This is a genomic window from Agrobacterium sp. ST15.13.015, assembly GCF_027871645.1.
Taxonomy (GTDB): Bacteria; Pseudomonadota; Alphaproteobacteria; order Rhizobiales; family Rhizobiaceae; genus Agrobacterium; species Agrobacterium leguminum.
In genome coordinates this window covers 237,038-253,564 of record NZ_JAQAHF010000008.1, presented here as the reverse complement: position 1 = coordinate 253,564, position 16,527 = coordinate 237,038, and the positions used below count along the sequence as shown (strand labels likewise).

Genomic DNA, 16,527 nt, shown 5'->3' with positions numbered 1-16,527 from the left:
CTGTGCGTCCGAAAACTGTGATGCTTTCATCGTCTTCCGTTCCTTTCCCAGCCAGGAAAATGCACCGGAAAACTCTAACCAAAAACGGTCCAGTTTGAAGGGTTCAGATCAGCGGCGCGACATCACGGCGAAGAAACCCATCATTACGGTCGCAGTGAAATAGACCTCGAAGCTCCTGAACGTGTCGGATTCGATCCTCTGGGCCGCGGAGGTGAGTTCGTATGCTGCAATCGATGTACAGACCGAGGTGGTTAGCGTCAGCATGATGAATTGACTGGTCAAAGACGGATAGATGGCGCGCAGTGCGGGCTTCAGCACGATAAGGCGAAATACATCGGCCCTATGCAGGCCGAGCGCATAGCCGGCTTCGACCTGTCCTTTGCTGATGCTTTCGACGCCGCCGCGGATGATCTCGATCGCGTAGGCGCCACCATTGATGCCAAGCGCGATGATCGCCGTTGTTGTTGGGCTAAAGCGAATGCCCTTCAGGGGTAAGGCGAAGTAGATATAAAAGATCTGTACCAGACAAGGCGTGTGGCGGACGACTTCTACGAAGGCGATGACCGGCGCGCACGATCCGCCTGTTCGAGGTCCGGGCGATGACACCCAGGATGCCGAGGCGAGCGCCATGCCGGCAAACGCGAGGCCGAACGTTCCTAACGTTGCCCATAGCAACTCAGCGGCGCGATCAAAGACCGCGCCGAAGTCTACCTATAATTCATGCGAAACTTCCTCCTGGCGCAGCCTCCACCACGCCAGATCACGAATGTTCTAGTCTGCCGACTGCAGAACTCTCCGCGTCTTCAAGTTCAGATCTCTCAGATGTGCCAGCGGAGTGACGTCGCCCACGAGCGGAACCTCCACTGATATCGCAGCTTTGCCGGCAAGTTTGGCAAGCAGGTCTTTGAGCGCAAGAATGCCGTCGCCTGGGGCCAACCGACCTCCCCGTGCTTCATTCACCATGTCTTCGGGCCGCGAGGGGACTGGACCCGTCACGTCGCAGAGCTGCAGGTGGTTCACGATGTCAGCATTGATTTCGCTGACGTTCCCACCGTTCCGGAAAAAGTGGATGGCATCAACCAAAGCACCTGCGTTTGCTTGCTTGCAACCGTCGACCAGGGCAGCGCTGCGAGCATATGTATTGATCGTGCGCCAGCCCATGTTTTCGATATCGACCCCCATGCCGTATAGGGCGGCCAGTTGGCACAACGCGACGAGGTTGCCGATCAAACGTTCGTGGTCATCATCGTCGCCACAGGCACTCAAGCGCTTGGCTCCGATATCGGCCGCAGCCGCAACGATGTGTTCGACCGAGGCCGCGTTAAAATCCGCCCCGAGAATAAAGAATTCGATATCGAAGACTTTCATGCCTTCGCCGTCGAGTACGGCCCGAAATTCTGATGCGGCCCTACTGCCTTGCGGCAATTCGTAAAAAGGTGCCCCGGGAAAGGCGGGGTGAAGCCGAAGCCCAACCGCGTTGAAACCTGCTGCTGCAGCCTGCTCCACGAATTGCACCGGAGGCAGTTGAATCGCGGAAAAGTGCGCGACCCCGATTGGAGCTCTTTCCATGTCGGAAAGATTGTTCATCGCACGACCCCCGTCCGCGCGAGATGCTCAAGCAGGTTTTTACCGGTGCGATGGATGTGCTGGCGGAGCTTGTCCGTGGCATAATCCAGGTCCCTCGCGACCGCGCCCTGGGCGATTTCGCTGTGTTCCTGGCCGACGTTTCGGTCGCCCGACGTCTGCGTCAGGAATATTCGGCGATAGCGGTCGTTAAGGTTGAGGAGCGTTTTGCAGAAGTGCAGCAGAAGAGGCTTCCCGCACCCTGAAATAAGGGCGAGGTGGAAATCGCGATGGGCCGCCTCCCAATGCTCCAGCGTCTCCGGTCTGCTGGCATCTCGTTCCGTGCGGTTGAGCTTGTGGAGCACACGCATGACATTGCTTTCCCACTCCACGTCGCCGACCCGGATAGATTCCCTCAGGGCGAACACCTCCAGCTCTTCGCGCAGGCTGGTGATCTCCTCGAGATTGGCCAGCGAAATCGGCGACACGCGATAACCGCGATTGTCCTCGAACTCGACAAGGCCGTCGGAAATCAACCGGGCAAGACCTTCGCGCAGAGGGCTGAGACTGACATTGAACGACTGTCGAGCCTTGTCGAGATGGATCTTGCTGCCGGCTTCAAGTTCTCCCGAGATGATCGCTTCCCGCAATCGAAATGCCAGCTGGCTGCCGATCGTGTTCTTCCCGTCATCGGAAAAGCCACCGTTTCCGGACTGCTCGTTTAGCGAATTTGGGGCCTCAGCCTGCGTCATAAAACCTCCCAGACACATTCGCGCGTCATCGACGATCGTTACGATAAACGATTATTTATGTCAACGATAGCGAGCTGTATTTCTGCCTACGCCTCGGAAGTGAGGCGGTGTCGAAATTTTTTATCTGCTATACCATATAGTTACATATACTCATCTCATTCAGATTGGTGGAGATCTCTCACCAAAGACAAAAGTGTCTTGACGGATAATCGATTATCAAAGTATCGATGCCGTCGTGGAGGTGCGCCAATGGTAATCAAGACTGAGAGCGACGTGACTCCTGCCGTGCTGGCAGTAATGGAACAGACATCCAATCCGCGGGCCCGGGAAATTCTGACGGCGCTGGTGAAACATCTCCATGCGTTTGTGCGGGAAGTGCGGCTGACCGAAGTTGAATTCCGGGAGGCAACCGCCATCCTGAACGAGATTGGCCAGCTGCAGACCGATAGCCATAACGAATTCGTTTTGATGTCCGGCTCTCTTGGCGTGTCTTCTCTTGTTTGCCTTCTTAACAACGGCGACAGGGGGCAGACCGAAACCTCGCAATCGCTTCTCGGCCCGTTCTGGCGCCTTAATTCTCCTCGGGTCGAAAATGGCGGGACCATTATTCGCTCCGACACGCCCGGCGCACCGCTGTTTGTCAGAGCGAACGTGATTGATCGCGAAGGCAGGCCGATTCCGGGAGCGGAGGTCGATGTCTGGCACGCGTCTCCAGTCGGCCTCTATGAAAACCAGGATCCCGACCAGGCGGAGATGAATCTTCGAGGGAAGTTTATGACCGACGAACGAGGACGGTTCTGGTTCAGAACCGTGAAGATGGTCGGTTATCCGATCCCGGTGGACGGCGTCGTCGGGCGTCTTCTCAAGGCTCAGGGTCGCCATCCTTATCGACCGGCGCATCTGCATGCACTGATTTTCAAGCACGGTTACAAAACGCTGATCTCGCAGGTCTTCGATCCGAGCGACCCCAACATCGAGTCCGACGTTCAGTTCGGGGTCACCTCGGCGCTGACAGGTGATTTCGTCCGCCATGACGAACCGCATCCCACGGATGAAGACATTGAGAGGCCGTGGTTCTCGCTCGACTACACCTATGTGATGGAGCCCGGTGAAGCTGTCTTGCCGCGCCCACCGATCAAATAGATATTGTTTCTGGAGTCTCATCATGATCAGCGAAGACCTGCGCCAGGCGGCGGCAGATGCCATATTGAAGGCAGAGACCGATCGCAAGCCGATCGTCCAGCCGAGCAAGACCTATCCTGACCTCGATCTGGAAGATGCTTACCGCATCCAGGCGCTCTGGGCACAGTCGCGTGTCTCTCGCGGCGCACGCATTATTGGTCATAAGATAGGTCTGACTTCGCGCGCCATGCAGATGGCGTCGAAGATGACCGAACCCGATTATGGTGTCATTCTAGACGACGCGCTTTACAACGACGGATCTCAAATCAGGTCCGACCTGTTCATTAAGCCGCGTCTGGAGGTCGAGCTGGCGTTCATCATGGGTGAAGACCTTGAAGGCACGGGCACCCGTATCTACGACGTCATGCGGGCAACGGAGTTCATCGTGCCGGCGCTTGAGATTATCGACTACCGGACTGAGGTGCCGCGCGCCATCACCGATACGATCGCCGACAATGCCGCCTTTGGAGCAATTGTCGTCGGCGGGCGCGTGATACGCCCCATGGATATCGATATCCGTTGGGTCGGGGCAACGCTTTCAAAAAACGGGATCATTGAAGAGTCCGGAGTGTCGGCGGCGATCATGGGTCACCCTGCCGCGGGTGTCGCTTGGCTGGTCAACAAATTGCACGCCGTTGGCGGCGGCTTGAAAAAGGGGCAAATCGTCCTTGCGGGTTCGTTTACCCGGCCGGTCGATATCCTCAAGGGTGATGTCATCCAGGCCGACTATGGTCCTGTTGGCTCAATCGGTGTTTCTTTCGTGTGAGGTTGAAAATGGAACTTCCTGTCAATCAGTTCAAGGCGAAGCTGCGCGCAGGCAAAAGTCAAATCGGACTGTGGTGCGGGCTCCCAGGAAGCTACGCGGCAGAGATCGTCGCACCGGCCGGCTTCGACTGGCTCCTCTTCGATACCGAGCACTCCCCCAGCGACGTACTGACGGTGCTTCCCCAGTTGCAGGCGGTGGCACCCTATCAGGTGTCGCCGGTGGTGCGGCCCGCGGTCAACGATCCGGTGCTGATCAAGCGCTTCCTCGATATCGGCGTCCAGACGCTCCTGATCCCTTATATTCAGAACGCGGAGGAAGCTAGAGCCGCCGTGGATAGCACGCGCTATCCGCCTGCGGGTATTCGCGGCGTCTCGGCTCTAACGCGAGCAACGCGTTTTGGGCGGGTCAAGAACTACGCGCAGAATGCCGTCCAGGAGCTGTGTGTTCTTGTGCAGGTTGAAACACGGGAAGCCTTGGCGCATGTCGAGGCCATAGCCTCGGTTGACGGCGTCGATGGCGTATTCATCGGCCCGGCCGATCTCGCGGCGAGCTTTGGGTACCCGGGCCAACCCGGTCACCCGGAAGTGGTCGCTGCGATCGAAGCGACGATCGCCAAGCTGAAGCGCCTCGGGGTCCCGGCCGGTATTCTCACGCCTGATGAGACCTTTGCAGCCCGCTGCATCGAGTTGGGAACGCTGTTCACCGCTGTCGGGGTCGACGTCGCCCTCCTCGCTCGCGGTGCGGAGAAGCTGGCGGACCGGTTTGCGGGGCCAACGTAAATATGCCCGCTCTCGCCTTCGATATCGGCGAGATCGCGCCGACGGGGTCGATACGCGCGGCTGTGAACATCGCAAATGCCGCTCTGGTTCGTTTCGAGGAGCGAACCGGCGAACTGACAGGACCAAGCGTCGATCTTGCGAAATCGTTGGCGGCCGAAATCGGCTGCCAGCTTTTGGTCAAAGCGTACCCGTCTGCCGCGGCGATCATGGCGGCATACGAACGGAATGACTGGGATATAGCATTCATTGCGGCTGATCCATCGCGCGCAGACCGCTTTGATTTCTCGCCGCCGTACGCGTTCGTCGCCGCAACCTATCTTGTCCTACGAGATTCTCATATTTACTCGGTCGCTGAAGTCGACGTTCCCGGCTGCCGAATCTCGGCGGCAGGGGAGGCGGCGTATACCAAGCAGCTTGAAAGGCTGCTTAGGCATGCCGCAATCGTTTATACCGAAAGCCCAACCGCTGCGATTGAAATGCTGAAGGCTGGAGGATGCGATGCGGCTGCGGGATTAAGAGATTTCCTCCAGGACGCTGCAGTGCAAGGTGAGCGATTGCGCACATTAGAGGACACGTTTCTTGAGATTCCGCAAACTGTTGCTATCCGGAAAGGGACGAAAGCAGCGCCGTTCGTGTCGGATTTTGTGGGCACGTACATCAAGAATTCTTTCGTCCCATAACCACCATGAGATAGATTGTGACGGCAGTTGGCGGTCGCCAGCTCAGTCAAGAGTTTCACGCGCCCCGGCCCTTCGTCCCTTGAAGCTTGCCGGGCGGGCGGTCCTCGGACGGCCCTGTTCAAGAGATTCCGATTTAACCTTAAGGGCCGGCGGCTCCACGCCTTCCGGGCCAGGCTGTCAGCGCGACGTCGACCAAAGCCTTTAACCTGGCCGTACATGCGCCGTCGCAAGCCTGCGCAGACATGCCCTGAATGATGGCGCCGTAAAAGCGGGCGAGCGTATCCGTGTCGGTTTGCGTGGGTAGTTCGCCCTCGCTGACGGCGCGGTCGAACCGCGTCTTGAGAATCTGTATTGCCGCCTCGCGCAGTCCTGCCGTTGTGCGGGCGACGGAGGCGTTTGCTTCTGAATGCTGGAGAACGGCGGTGGAAACGATGCATCCGCGCGGTTTGTCGGGCTGGGTATGTCCTTCAGCAATATCGTAAAGGTAAGAGGCGAGCGCCTGGTAGGCGGGTATTTGCGCCTGCAGCACCTCGGCGCGGCGTTCGCTTTGCTGCGCAATGCTATGATCGAGCGCCAGCCGGAATAATTCTTCCTTTGAACCGAAGGTCGCGTAGAGGGACGGCGGGGTGATGCCCATCGCCTGGGTGAGGTCCGCTATCGAGGTTCCCTCATAGCCGTGTTCCCAGAACAGCCGGGCTGCGACATCGAGCCCGGCATTCCGATCAAGCAGGCGCGGTCTACCGCGTTGTTTTCGCGTCGTTTCAGACATTTTTGTATCGATCACTATAAAAATATTGACAGATCATGGCCGGATTTTATTATAACGATCGCTAGTTAAATCGCAACGGAGTGATCCATGTCTCAGAAACTATCGAACAAAGTCGCCCTCATAACGGGCAGTTCCCGCGGTATCGGCCGTGCGGCGGCCCTGGCGTTTGCGAAAGAGGGCGCCGGTCTTATCGGCGTCCATTATGGTGCGAACCCCGATGCGGCGCAGGCAACGATCCGCGAGATCGAGGCTCTCGGTTCGAAGGCGGTCGCTCTCAATGCCGATCTGCGGGCCGGGAAAGCGGCGACGGACAGCTTGTGGGAGCAGTTCAGGGAAGCCGCGGTCGCTTTCACCGGCTCGCCATCGCTTGATATTCTCGTCAATAATGCGGGCATTGCCCCGGCGACATCGTTGAAAGAAACAACGGAAGCCGCGTTCGACGCGTTGATGACGATCAACTTCAAGGCGCCATTCTTTCTCATTCAAGCCGTTGCCGATCATCTCCGCGACAATGGCCGCATCATCAATGTCTCGACCGGTTTCACGCGCATCGCGGCGCCGACGCACCCCGCCTATGCGGCGTCCAAGGGTGCGCTTGAGACATTGACGCTGGCGCTCGCCCCGGAATTCGGCCGACGCGGAATTACGGTCAATTCGGTGCTGCCGGGTGTCACTGAAACCGACATGAACGCCGAATGGCTGGCAGCGCCGGAGGCCCGTGCCGGTGCTGAAGCCCTCTCTGTCTTCTCGCGCGTCGGACGCGCCGACGATATTGCGGACGTCATCACATTCCTTGCCTCGAACGATGCCCGCTGGACGACTGGACAGATGATTGATGCGACAGGCGGTGCGCGGATTTGATCCAGGCATAGCAAATATCCCTGGGCGAGCGGCGTCGGGCGGTTTCGCCTGACGCCTGCCGATAGATACTAGCCGCGCTTGCCTGCCCACCGCAGATTCTGGGTTTGCCCGCCATAACCATAGGCATCGCCATCGACGGCGTGAACCAGCACATAACTCGCCTCGTGCACGGGGCCCAGCAGGGCGTTCATCTCGCTATAGACCCGCCGGACCCATTCGGTCGTCTCGTCCTTTATGTTGGTGTGTTCCGTAATCGAAACCTCGACATAGAAGCTTCCGACCTTCTGGTCGGCGACGCTCGATCCGGCGATGATCCAGTCATCGGGATCGGCGCTCTCGACGAGAACCGCGGTGACAGCCGGGTCCTTGTGCAGGATTTCCGCCGTGAGGCGAGAAAGAAGAGCCGCGACTTCCAGCTTTGGGTCGCGTCCGTTCCGGGGTTTGGTGTAGCGCGCTTTGATCATGGGCATGGTCTTGTCTCCTCGTTGCCGAGACACCTTGCGCAAATTTATTCATAATGAGAATATGGTATTGAATATTCCATACATAGCGATTTTATATGATTGATCTCGAAAGCGTTCGCCTGTTCATTTTCTCCGTAGAGCTCGGCAGCCTGACAAAGGCGGCGGAGGCGGCAGGAACTGTGCAACCGGTCGTCAGCCAAAAATTGAAGATGCTGGAGCAGCGTGTCGGCCGGCGGCTGATCGATCGTTCGCCGCGGCATCTGCGGCTCACGGAGGATGGCCAGGTGTTCCTGCCGAAGGCTCGCGAGCTGCTCGCCAAACACGAGGAAGCACTGACCTTCGGTCATGAATCGCCGCTGCACTTTAGCCTGGCCGCCAGTGACCACGCGATCGGGGGCCGCCTTTCGACGGCCGTACGGGCGATGCGCGCGGCACTCCCCGCCAATGCGGTGATTGACGTGAATATTGGCTTTTCCCTTCACGTGAAGGAAAGTTTCGCGTCCGGACAGGCCGACGCCGCCATTATCCGGCGTAACGGCGGTGGCTCAGACGGCGAAATCCTGCGTACCGACAGGCTGGGATGGCGGGCCGCCCCGGGCTGGCGGCCACGCTCCAAGGGCGCCATTCCGCTGGTGTCGCTGGGGCCTGGGTGCGGTGTGCGGGAAATTGCGGTGTCGGAGCTTAGAAGAGCCGGCGTGGAGTGGCGCGATGCTTTCACCGCCGGAAGCTGTTCGGTACTTCATGAAGGAATTCTTGCAGGTGCGGGTGTCGCGCCGATGGGCGATATTAGCGCCCGTGGCCTGCCCGACAGGGGTTTGGAACTTGGGCTGCCTTCGTTGCCGCCTTCCGACATCGTTCTTCTTTCCCGCGCAAGAACGCCCGCACATGCATCGGCGATCAGAGCCCTCGCCGCAGCGGTATCGGGCACCGGCGACTAGGTTGAGGAGCGGTTCCCCGCCGCTTTTAGGTATTTCCGCTCCAGCCCGTCATTAAGTTCGCCGGCTACCTATCGCGTTGGCTTTAATGCCTTTTCCAGCACCGGATCCCGACCGCGCATATAATCGTCGAAGCTGAGATCAACAGAGATTTCGGGTGAAAGGGAGATATTGCGGGGCCCAAATGCGACGGTCGCCCAGTAGCAGGTTCGGACATCACCGCAGCCTTGCTCGTAGTCTTCGAATTCGGAGCTATATCGGACGCTTATCCCTGAGTTTGGCAGCGTTATTTTATCGCCTTCCGCCCAGAACCTGCCGCCATCCCCCATTTTTTCGCCGATCAGAGATACCCGCTCGCCTCCGCTTCCCTTTATCAAGGCTGCGGTGACGATGCCTGCGGAGAAGGTCGCGCGTCCCACAAGGACAGAAATCCGCCCCTTATCAGGGAGAAGTCGTGGCAGTGCCTGTGCAAAGAGAATGCTGTTGAAGAAGTCGCCGCCGTTGTTGAAACGGAGATCGACGACGATGTGCCTCGGCTGGAAAGGCAGGATGTCTTTATGAATGATGCTGCCGAATTTTTCGACGAGCGGCTTATCGTCGACACTCCGCGCCGTATCGTTGCGGATGTAGAGTGTGGTTTTTCCGTCATCGAGAAAAGACGCGGTTACATCGCTTCGTTTGCTGTATAAGCGAGGCCTTTCTTTTAGCTGGTCGAGCACATGCGGCCAGCGCCCTGCGGTCCCTTCCGCATCCGGGATGAGAACCGCATAGCCTCTGTTTAGCCCGGCGCTGCGCTCATCGCCCGGGTCTTTCGCTACAACAGGCAAATCCGCCGTCTCCAGCGTTCCGGAGCCCATATTCAGCGTCAGCGGTGTTTTCGCGGTGTCGTCAATGGCGCCTATATGCCGCAGCACCCTCGGCGTCACCAGATAACCGGGACTGAGAAAGTGGATTCTCTGATCTGTTCCCGCAAGATAGGGCTTGAGCCGGTTTCCCGCCTCCGCTGTCGTGAGTGAGCCGATCTTTTCTATGCGTGCACCGAGCAGATGCGCGTAGTCCGGATGGGCCTTTACGACATAGAGGCCGTCGGCGAACCACCACAGGCGAATGGGCAGGTCGCCGCCCAGAAAAGCGCCGATATTGGCGTTCGTATGGCCGTTCCGGGCAATCGCGACAGATCGCATGATCTCCATTGCGAAAGCTTCAGGGCTCAAGCGATCAACTTCGCTTTCGATAGAGTTGACATGGCGCTCGAATGCCTGCCGTTGATCCGGGCTGAAGCTCTTATCGAGGGGCGCCCATTGTTGTTTAAGCGCCGACAGATCCTCCCGCATCTGCCGGGCCGTCAGTGAATTCTCGTTTGCATATCCCGTAAGCGGCAGGATCGCGAGAAAGCCAAGGACAAGCTTGTAACGTAAGGCCGCTCTCATGGGAGCAACCCCTCGCCACGTGCGTGAATGATGACGTCAGCCCGCATTGCTTAAATCCATGTAAGCGGGTTCAAATTCGTGGCCATCGGGATCGGCGAAGGTGCGGAGATACATGAAACCCAGATCCTGGGGTTCGCGGACATCCGCTTGCCCGCCCGCTTTTGCCGCGGCGTCAACCATGGCGTCGACCTCTTCGCGGCTGTCACGCGAAAGAGCGATCAGCATGCCGCTTGTTGTATGGGCATCGGCGAGCGGCTTGGCGGTGAAGGTCTTGTAATAATGGTGCCGCAGAAGCTGGAAGGTGATGGTCTCCGACCACACCATCGAGCTTGCGTCTTCGTTGGAAAACTCTTCGTTCTTCACGCAGCCGATCGCCTCATAGAAGGCGGTCGAAACGGTAAGGTCTTTCACCGGCAGGTTCAGGAAAATCATTTTTGCCATTGTCTTTCTCCTCATGTTGGAACGGGGTTACAGAAAAGTCTGCTGAAAGGTCTCGCTCGGATGGATGCAGATGATCTCCAGCCGGTCAGTGCCGATATTTTCGAAGCGATGGGGGATATTGGCAGGCCCAACGACGATGTCTCCCGACGAGCCGCGCGCCCGCTGATCGCCGATTGTGAACTCGGCCTCGCCTTTGCGCACCACCCAGGTTTCGGCATAGGGGTGAACATGCAGATCGGGGCCGCGACCCGGATCGGCATTGACGAGAAAGATGGATACGGCGCTTCCGTATTCGCATCCTTCATAACGCACCGTCCGGCTCTGGCCGGGGTTCGGTTCCTGATGACGGCGGATGGAAAACATCTGGTCTCCTCCCTGAGACAAAACTATCTTCTCGAGAAGATATATGCGCAATTTATCTTCCTGTCAAGATATCTGTCTTCTCGCAAAGATATATTCACGAAGCAGGCAAAGCCGTATATGGTTTTCGACGTGGCAATGGGGTGATGAGATGAAGCAGGCGATGCCGGAGACAACGACGGATCGGACGATGGGAGCTGACAGGGAAGATCATGTCGACCGTCTCCGTGGCCAGTGGGCGCGGGAACTGCCTGATATCGACACAGAACCGATGGCCATCTTCGGGCGCGCCAAGCGGCTCAGCAACCTTCTGGCGCCATCAATCGAGGAGACATTTGCCGGTTTCGGTCTCGACCGCGGCGAGTTCGATGTCATCGCAACATTGCGCCGGTCAGGGCCGCCCTACCAGCTGACGCCGACGGAAATGTATACGACGCTGATGCTGTCCTCAGGCGGCCTGACGCACCGGCTTGATCGATTGGAAAAGGCCGGGCTTATCGAGCGCAGAAAATCGAAGCTCGATGGGCGCAGTGTCGTTGTCTGCCTCATGCCGGCGGGCATAGAGCTGGCGGAAAAGGCGTTTCGTAAGGACATGAAAAGCGAACTGAGTTTCCTGCAAGGGCTCACTCCGGACGAGCGCGATACCCTCGCGGCGCTGCTGAAAAAGCTGGTGCTGGATATCGAGGCCCGTCTTTAGCTTCTGACGCAGTTCTTTTATTCGAGCGATCTGCAAATCAAAGGCTGTTTGCCGGCACCAGCGGTTCGCGCCACCACTGGCCGAACCATGCCCTAGAAGCATCTTTCTCAAGCGATCACTGTGTTTTCCAGGTCTCGAGCAGCATCCGCACAAATTTTTCGGCGGCTGGGGAAAGAGCGCTGCTTCGCCTTTGCACGATGCCTATCGTGCGGGAGACCACGGGGTTGACGATTGGCCGGGTGATAAGGAATGGGTGATCGTCCTGCGGCGTTGCCAGCCGTGGCAGGACGGAAATGCCAAGTCCGGCTTCGACCAGACCGAGCGACGTGTTGAGATGCGTCACCTCATAAAACCAGTTCAATTTTAGATTGTGTCGTGCAAGCGCGCTGTCGAGAAGCGTCCTGTTGCCGCTCGAACGGTCCACGACGACCAGCGGATAGGCCTCCAGCTGGCCCCACTCAATCGTTTCGAAGGCTGCCAGAGGGTGGTCTTTCCTCATTGCCAGCACGAAGGGGTCATCGATGAGCGGCTCGAATGAAAGCTCGGGATCGGAATTGCCCATCAGGTTGATGCCGAATTCCACCTCGCCTCTGGCGACCGCCTGCAGACCTTCATTGGCTGTCAGATCCCTGATCCGCAGCCTTATATGGGGATATTGCTGGCTGAAGGTCTTGATGACGGTGGGAAGAAAGTAAAAAGCGGCGGTGGGAACGCAGGCCATGGTGATAAGCCCGCGCCGTTGTGCGCCGTCCTTCATGGCAAAAAGCGATCCGTCAAATTCCTCGAGCATGCGCCGGACGAGCGGCATGACTTCCTGTCCCATGGCGGTGGGGGCAACGTGGCGCGTCGTTCTTTCCAGAAGTGGCGCGCCGATGGCCTGCTCCAGCTTCTGGATACGGCGGGTAAGCGCCGGTTGCGAGATATGCAGCGCCTCGGCGGCCCTGTGGAAACTGGCGAGTTCAACCACCGCTTGAAACGCCCGCAAATCCAGAATTTCACAATTGATGCTCATAACGCAATAAAACTCCAAAACATTGCATTTAACAGATTAGACTCTTTTGCTCATATTGCAACAACACGGCGCATTGATCCGCCAAATGCAATATTGAGGCAACCCATGAACGATCTGCTGAAGATACCCTGTGTGCTGATGCGCGGTGGAACGTCGCGTGGACCGTTCTTTCTCGCATCCGATCTTCCCCGTGATCGGGCAGACCGGGACGCGGCCCTTCTTTCCATCATGGGGTCTGGCCATCCGTTGCAGATCGACGGCATTGGCGGGGGCAATCCGGTCACGTCCAAAGTTGCGATTATCGGCCCTTCCACGGTCAGGGGCGCTGACATCGACTATCTGTTTGCGCAGGTTCGGACCGACAGGCAGTATGTCGACTATTCGCCAAACTGCGGAAACATGCTGGCCGCCGTCGGGCCCTTTGCCATCGAAGCGGGGCTTGTCGAAGCGCAGGGCAAGGATACTCTTGTGCGAATCCATAACGTGAATACCGGCAAGCTGATCGAGGCGAAGGTTCCGACACGCGGCCGCGAGGTTATTTATCTCGGCGACGCCTCGATCGACGGAGTTCCGGGTCTGGCGGCGCCCATCGTATTGACATTCATGGATGCGGCCGGTGCGAAAACCGGCAAGCTTCTGCCCACCGGAAAGCCGGTCGATCTGATCGATGGCGTCAATGTGACGGCCATAGACTGCGCCATCCCGATGGTTCTCATCCGCGCAGCCGATCTCGGCGTGACGGGGTACGAGGATCCGCAAACCCTGAGCGCTAACAAGGATCTCATCGCACGGATGACCCGCATCCGCATCGAGGCCGGAAAGTTGATGGGAATGGGTGATGTGAAAGACATGGTCATTCCGAAACCGGTGCTCATTGCACCTGCCCGCAGAGGCGGCACTCTTTCGGTACGGTATTTCATGCCCAACGAGTGTCATCCTGCATTGGCGACGACCGGTGCCGTTGGCATCGCAACCGCGGCTGTCACCAAAGGCTCCATCGCTTATGATGCGGCCGGAGGCCTTTCGGTGCCGACCCAGATCCGCATCGAACATCCCGCCGGCCGCCTCGACGTGCAGCTGGAGATGCGAAACGGCGCAATAACGGCCGGCCTCGTAAGAACGGCGCGCAGGCTTTTTGAAGGCTTTGCCTTCGCCAAACCAACCGCTGCGATTGAAGACGCAGCCTAGACGCGGCCATAGTGGCGCAAAATATAGTCAAACCGGGAGGAGACCCTTATGCGTAAATATCTGCTTGCAACCGCGGCGCTCTGTGCGCTGGCGGCATCTGCCAATGCCGAATCCGTCAGGATGAGCGTTGGCTCGTACAACCTCAACAACCTGCCTTTCCCCGTGGCGGCGAGCCTTGGCTTCTACAAGGAGGAGGGCCTTGATGTAACGACCGAGAACTTTGCCCAGGGCGGATCGAAGGTTCTGCAGGCGCTTGTCGCGGGTTCCACGGACGTTGCCGTGGGCTTCTACGATCATACGATCCAGATGCAGTCGCAGAACAAGCACGTGGTAGGCTTTGTGCAGCTTGCCCGCAACTCGGGCCTGGTTCTCGCCGGCAAGAACGACACGGATTTCGATCCGGCCAAGCCCGAGACGATCAAGGGCAAGAAGGTCGGCATCACGTCGCCCGGCTCCTCTTCGGACTTCTTCATTCGCTATTACATGAAGCAGCATAAACTCAGCGACAACGACATCTCCATCATCGGCGTCGGTTCGGGCGCTGCGGCCGTTGCAGCCCTGCAGCAGGGCAAGATCGATCTGCTCGTCAATTACGACCCTGCCGCAACCATCGTCGTGGAGCGCGGGCTGGGCAAGATCCTCATCGATGCCCGTAGCGATCAGGGCGCAAGGGATGTCTATGGCGGCATCTATCCCACCTCGGTCCTTTACGCCACGCAGGACTATATCAACGCCAATCCGGAAGTGATCCAGAAGGTCACCAATGCGACGGTTCGGGCGCTGCACTGGATGAAGCAGCATTCTGCGGAGGAAATCGTCGCAAAGCTTCCCGATGATTTCGTGTCCGGCGACAAGCAGACCTACATCAAGGCCGTTGAAGCGGCCAAGGCGATCTTCTCCGAAGATGGCAAGTTTGAGCCTGCGGATCTCGAAACACCGCTCGCTGTTCTGAAAAGCTTCAATGATGCGGTCGCCAAGGCGACGATCGATCTCAACACCACCTACACCAACAAGTTCGTCGAGGCTGCGGCCTCGAAGGCCGCAAACTGAGAGGCCGCCATGTCTTCGCCAGCCAGAAAGCTAGAACCCGTGACAGAACTCGAACCCCAGCCGATGGTGGCAATCGACGACGTGACCATGGCGTTCGGTTCGTTTGTTGCGGTTCAAAACGTCAATCTCAAGGTCGGCGATGGCGAGTTTCTCTCCATCGTTGGGCCGACGGGATGCGGAAAGTCCACCATTCTCAACGCCATCGCAGGCCTGCTGAAGCCAGCGCAGGGCAAGGTTTCCATCGACGGTTCGCTCGTTAAGGGCGTACAGAACAACATCGGATATCTGTTCCAGCAGGACGCGCTTCTTCCCTGGAAGACAGCGTTTCAGAATGTCGAGCTTGGCTTGATGTTCCGGGGCGTTCCCGAAAATGAGCGGCGCGCCAAGGTTCAGGCCTGGCTTGAAAAGGTCGGCCTCAAGGGCTTCGGAGACCGCTTTCCGCATCAGCTCTCCGGCGGACAGCGCAAACGCGTGCAGATGGCGCAGGCGCTCATCACCGAGCCGAAGGTCATCCTGATGGATGAACCCTTCTCCGCATTGGATATCCACACCCGCCACCTCATGCAGAACGAGTTACTGCGCCTGTGGCAGGAGGACCGCCGTGCGGTGGTCATGATCACCCATGATCTGGAAGAAGCGATTGCGCTCGGAGACCGGGTTGTCGTTCTCGCTGCCGGCCCGAAGAGCCGCGTCATCGAGAGCTTCCCTGTCGATCTTGAGCGGCCCCGCAACGTCGCGGAAATCAAACTCGATCCAAAATTCATGACGCTCTATCGCGATATATGGGCGTCCCTGCGTGGCGAAGTGGAGAAAAGCTATGCAAGCCGTTAATGTTCGTATCATCCAGATCGCTCTTCTGGTCGTGCTTTTGGGCGGGTGGCAGCTCGGTGTGACCTCGGGCGCCATCGACCGCTTCTTCTTTCCGGCACCCTATGACATCGTCAAACAGGTGATTGACTGGGTTGCCGATGCCGGTTTTTACAAACATGTCGGCATCACGCTGAGCGAAACCGTGCTGGGCTATCTCATCGGTACAGGTCTCGGTGTCGGCGCCGGCGTCTGGCTGGGCCTCAGCCCCTTCGTCGCGCGGGTGCTCGATCCGTTCATCAAGGCCGTGAACGCCATTCCGCGTGTCGTTCTGGCTCCGATCTTCGTGCTCTGGCTCGGTCTTGGCCTGTGGTCCAAGGTTGCGCTTGCGGTTACGCTCGTCTTCTTCGTCACCTTCTTCAACGCCATGCAGGGCGTGCGTGAAGTGAACCCGGTCGTGCTTTCCAATACCCGCATTCTGGGCGCCAAGCGTTCGGATCTGCTGCGTCACGTCTATTTCCCGGCGGCGGCGAGCTGGATTCTATCGTCGCTGCGCACCTCCGTCGGATTTGCAGTGGTCGGCGCAATCATCGGTGAATATCTGGGAGCTTCCGCCGGTCTCGGCTACCTGATCGCCCGCTCGGAAGGCAACTTCGATGCGGTCGGCGTCTTCGCAGGCATCATCATTCTGGCGGTGTTCGTTCTTGTTATTGACCTCATTCTGGATTTTGCGGAGAAGAGATTGATTACCTGGCGACCCAATGCAGGCGAGGAGCGTCCCGCGTAAGCGG

At 58.3% G+C, this 16,527-nt stretch carries 19 protein-coding genes and 1 pseudogene; 11 read left to right on the top strand and 9 right to left on the bottom strand.

Features of this window, described 5'->3' with window-relative positions:
• Positions 1 to 108: 108 nt before the first annotated feature.
• The 3 genes and pseudogenes from PIB16_RS14925 to PIB16_RS14915 form a co-directional block, all read right to left on the bottom strand.
• Positions 109 to 675 (bottom strand): annotated as a pseudogene (locus PIB16_RS14925) (amino acid ABC transporter permease).
• Between the two features lie 96 nt (positions 676 to 771).
• A complete protein-coding gene (locus PIB16_RS14920) occupies positions 772 to 1,587 on the bottom strand; it encodes a sugar phosphate isomerase/epimerase family protein (RefSeq protein WP_271045790.1) in 816 nt (271 codons plus the stop codon).
• On the bottom strand, positions 1,584 to 2,315 hold the full coding sequence (locus tag PIB16_RS14915; protein ID WP_078053737.1) for a GntR family transcriptional regulator: 732 nt from the start codon (positions 2,313 to 2,315) through the stop codon (positions 1,584 to 1,586). The genes PIB16_RS14920 and PIB16_RS14915 overlap by 4 nt, the downstream gene beginning before the upstream one ends.
• A gap of 249 nt (positions 2,316 to 2,564) precedes the next feature.
• On the opposite strand from PIB16_RS14915, the gene PIB16_RS14910 reads away from it, so the two are divergent.
• The 4 genes from PIB16_RS14910 to PIB16_RS14895 are packed head-to-tail and all read left to right on the top strand — an operon-like array spanning position 2,565 to position 5,722.
• Complete coding sequence (locus PIB16_RS14910) at positions 2,565 to 3,458, top strand: intradiol ring-cleavage dioxygenase (RefSeq protein ID WP_065657479.1); 894 nt, start codon at positions 2,565 to 2,567, stop codon at positions 3,456 to 3,458.
• A 22-nt stretch (positions 3,459 to 3,480) separates the two neighbouring features.
• Positions 3,481 to 4,263 (top strand): 2-oxo-hept-4-ene-1,7-dioate hydratase, encoded by a 783-nt coding sequence (hpaH, locus tag PIB16_RS14905; RefSeq protein ID WP_078053735.1) that lies wholly within the window; start codon positions 3,481 to 3,483, stop codon positions 4,261 to 4,263.
• 8 nt (positions 4,264 to 4,271) lie between these two features.
• The gene (gene hpaI, locus PIB16_RS14900; protein WP_065657477.1) at positions 4,272 to 5,042 is read left to right on the top strand and encodes a 4-hydroxy-2-oxoheptanedioate aldolase; all 771 of its coding nucleotides are present in this window, start codon (positions 4,272 to 4,274) and stop codon (positions 5,040 to 5,042) included.
• Positions 5,043 to 5,044: 2 nt separating this feature from the next.
• Entirely contained in the window at positions 5,045 to 5,722 is a 678-nt protein-coding gene (locus PIB16_RS14895) for a transporter substrate-binding domain-containing protein (protein WP_078053733.1), read from the top strand.
• A gap of 139 nt (positions 5,723 to 5,861) precedes the next feature.
• Here PIB16_RS14895 and PIB16_RS14890 read toward each other — a convergent pair whose 3' ends face one another.
• The gene (locus tag PIB16_RS14890) at positions 5,862 to 6,491 is read right to left on the bottom strand and encodes a TetR/AcrR family transcriptional regulator (protein ID WP_271045789.1); all 630 of its coding nucleotides are present in this window, start codon (positions 6,489 to 6,491) and stop codon (positions 5,862 to 5,864) included.
• 87 nt (positions 6,492 to 6,578) lie between these two features.
• Between PIB16_RS14890 and PIB16_RS14885 the strand changes: the two genes are divergently transcribed.
• Positions 6,579 to 7,352 (top strand): SDR family NAD(P)-dependent oxidoreductase, encoded by a 774-nt coding sequence (locus PIB16_RS14885; protein ID WP_065657474.1) that lies wholly within the window; start codon positions 6,579 to 6,581, stop codon positions 7,350 to 7,352.
• A gap of 68 nt (positions 7,353 to 7,420) precedes the next feature.
• Here PIB16_RS14885 and PIB16_RS14880 read toward each other — a convergent pair whose 3' ends face one another.
• Positions 7,421 to 7,822, bottom strand: a complete 402-nt coding sequence (locus PIB16_RS14880; RefSeq protein WP_065657473.1) for a tautomerase family protein — start codon at positions 7,820 to 7,822, stop codon at positions 7,421 to 7,423.
• 89 nt (positions 7,823 to 7,911) lie between these two features.
• Here PIB16_RS14880 and PIB16_RS14875 point away from each other — a divergent pair, with 89 nt between their 5' ends.
• Complete coding sequence (locus tag PIB16_RS14875) at positions 7,912 to 8,754, top strand: LysR family transcriptional regulator (protein WP_065657472.1); 843 nt, start codon at positions 7,912 to 7,914, stop codon at positions 8,752 to 8,754.
• A gap of 68 nt (positions 8,755 to 8,822) precedes the next feature.
• On the opposite strand, the gene PIB16_RS14870 is transcribed toward PIB16_RS14875, so the two are convergent.
• The 3 genes from PIB16_RS14870 to PIB16_RS14860 are packed head-to-tail and all read right to left on the bottom strand — an operon-like array spanning position 8,823 to position 10,985.
• Complete coding sequence (locus PIB16_RS14870) at positions 8,823 to 10,181, bottom strand: peptidase S41 (protein WP_065657471.1); 1,359 nt, start codon at positions 10,179 to 10,181, stop codon at positions 8,823 to 8,825.
• Between the two features lie 36 nt (positions 10,182 to 10,217).
• Complete coding sequence (locus PIB16_RS14865) at positions 10,218 to 10,622, bottom strand: VOC family protein (RefSeq protein WP_065657470.1); 405 nt, start codon at positions 10,620 to 10,622, stop codon at positions 10,218 to 10,220.
• 27 nt (positions 10,623 to 10,649) lie between these two features.
• The gene (locus PIB16_RS14860; RefSeq protein WP_003523945.1) at positions 10,650 to 10,985 is read right to left on the bottom strand and encodes a cupin domain-containing protein; all 336 of its coding nucleotides are present in this window, start codon (positions 10,983 to 10,985) and stop codon (positions 10,650 to 10,652) included.
• A 148-nt stretch (positions 10,986 to 11,133) separates the two neighbouring features.
• Between PIB16_RS14860 and PIB16_RS14855 the strand changes: the two genes are divergently transcribed.
• Positions 11,134 to 11,679: a MarR family winged helix-turn-helix transcriptional regulator gene (locus PIB16_RS14855; RefSeq protein ID WP_065657469.1), complete on the top strand. Its 546-nt coding sequence runs from the start codon at positions 11,134 to 11,136 to the stop codon at positions 11,677 to 11,679.
• 115 nt (positions 11,680 to 11,794) lie between these two features.
• Here the strand turns inward: PIB16_RS14855 and PIB16_RS14850 are convergent, their stop codons facing one another.
• Positions 11,795 to 12,691, bottom strand: coding sequence for a LysR family transcriptional regulator (locus PIB16_RS14850; protein WP_065657468.1), 897 nt, complete (start codon positions 12,689 to 12,691; stop codon positions 11,795 to 11,797).
• Between the two features lie 105 nt (positions 12,692 to 12,796).
• On the opposite strand from PIB16_RS14850, the gene PIB16_RS14845 reads away from it, so the two are divergent.
• From PIB16_RS14845 to PIB16_RS14830, 4 genes are all read left to right on the top strand, one after another.
• The gene (locus tag PIB16_RS14845) at positions 12,797 to 13,879 is read left to right on the top strand and encodes a 4-oxalomesaconate tautomerase (protein WP_065657467.1); all 1,083 of its coding nucleotides are present in this window, start codon (positions 12,797 to 12,799) and stop codon (positions 13,877 to 13,879) included.
• A gap of 48 nt (positions 13,880 to 13,927) precedes the next feature.
• The gene (locus PIB16_RS14840) at positions 13,928 to 14,929 is read left to right on the top strand and encodes an ABC transporter substrate-binding protein (RefSeq protein WP_065657466.1); all 1,002 of its coding nucleotides are present in this window, start codon (positions 13,928 to 13,930) and stop codon (positions 14,927 to 14,929) included.
• A gap of 63 nt (positions 14,930 to 14,992) precedes the next feature.
• Complete coding sequence (locus PIB16_RS14835; RefSeq protein WP_003510194.1) at positions 14,993 to 15,760, top strand: ABC transporter ATP-binding protein; 768 nt, start codon at positions 14,993 to 14,995, stop codon at positions 15,758 to 15,760.
• Positions 15,747 to 16,523 (top strand): ABC transporter permease, encoded by a 777-nt coding sequence (locus PIB16_RS14830; RefSeq protein ID WP_003523941.1) that lies wholly within the window; start codon positions 15,747 to 15,749, stop codon positions 16,521 to 16,523. Before PIB16_RS14835 ends, PIB16_RS14830 begins: the two co-directional genes overlap by 14 nt.
• Positions 16,524 to 16,527 lie beyond the last annotated feature (4 nt).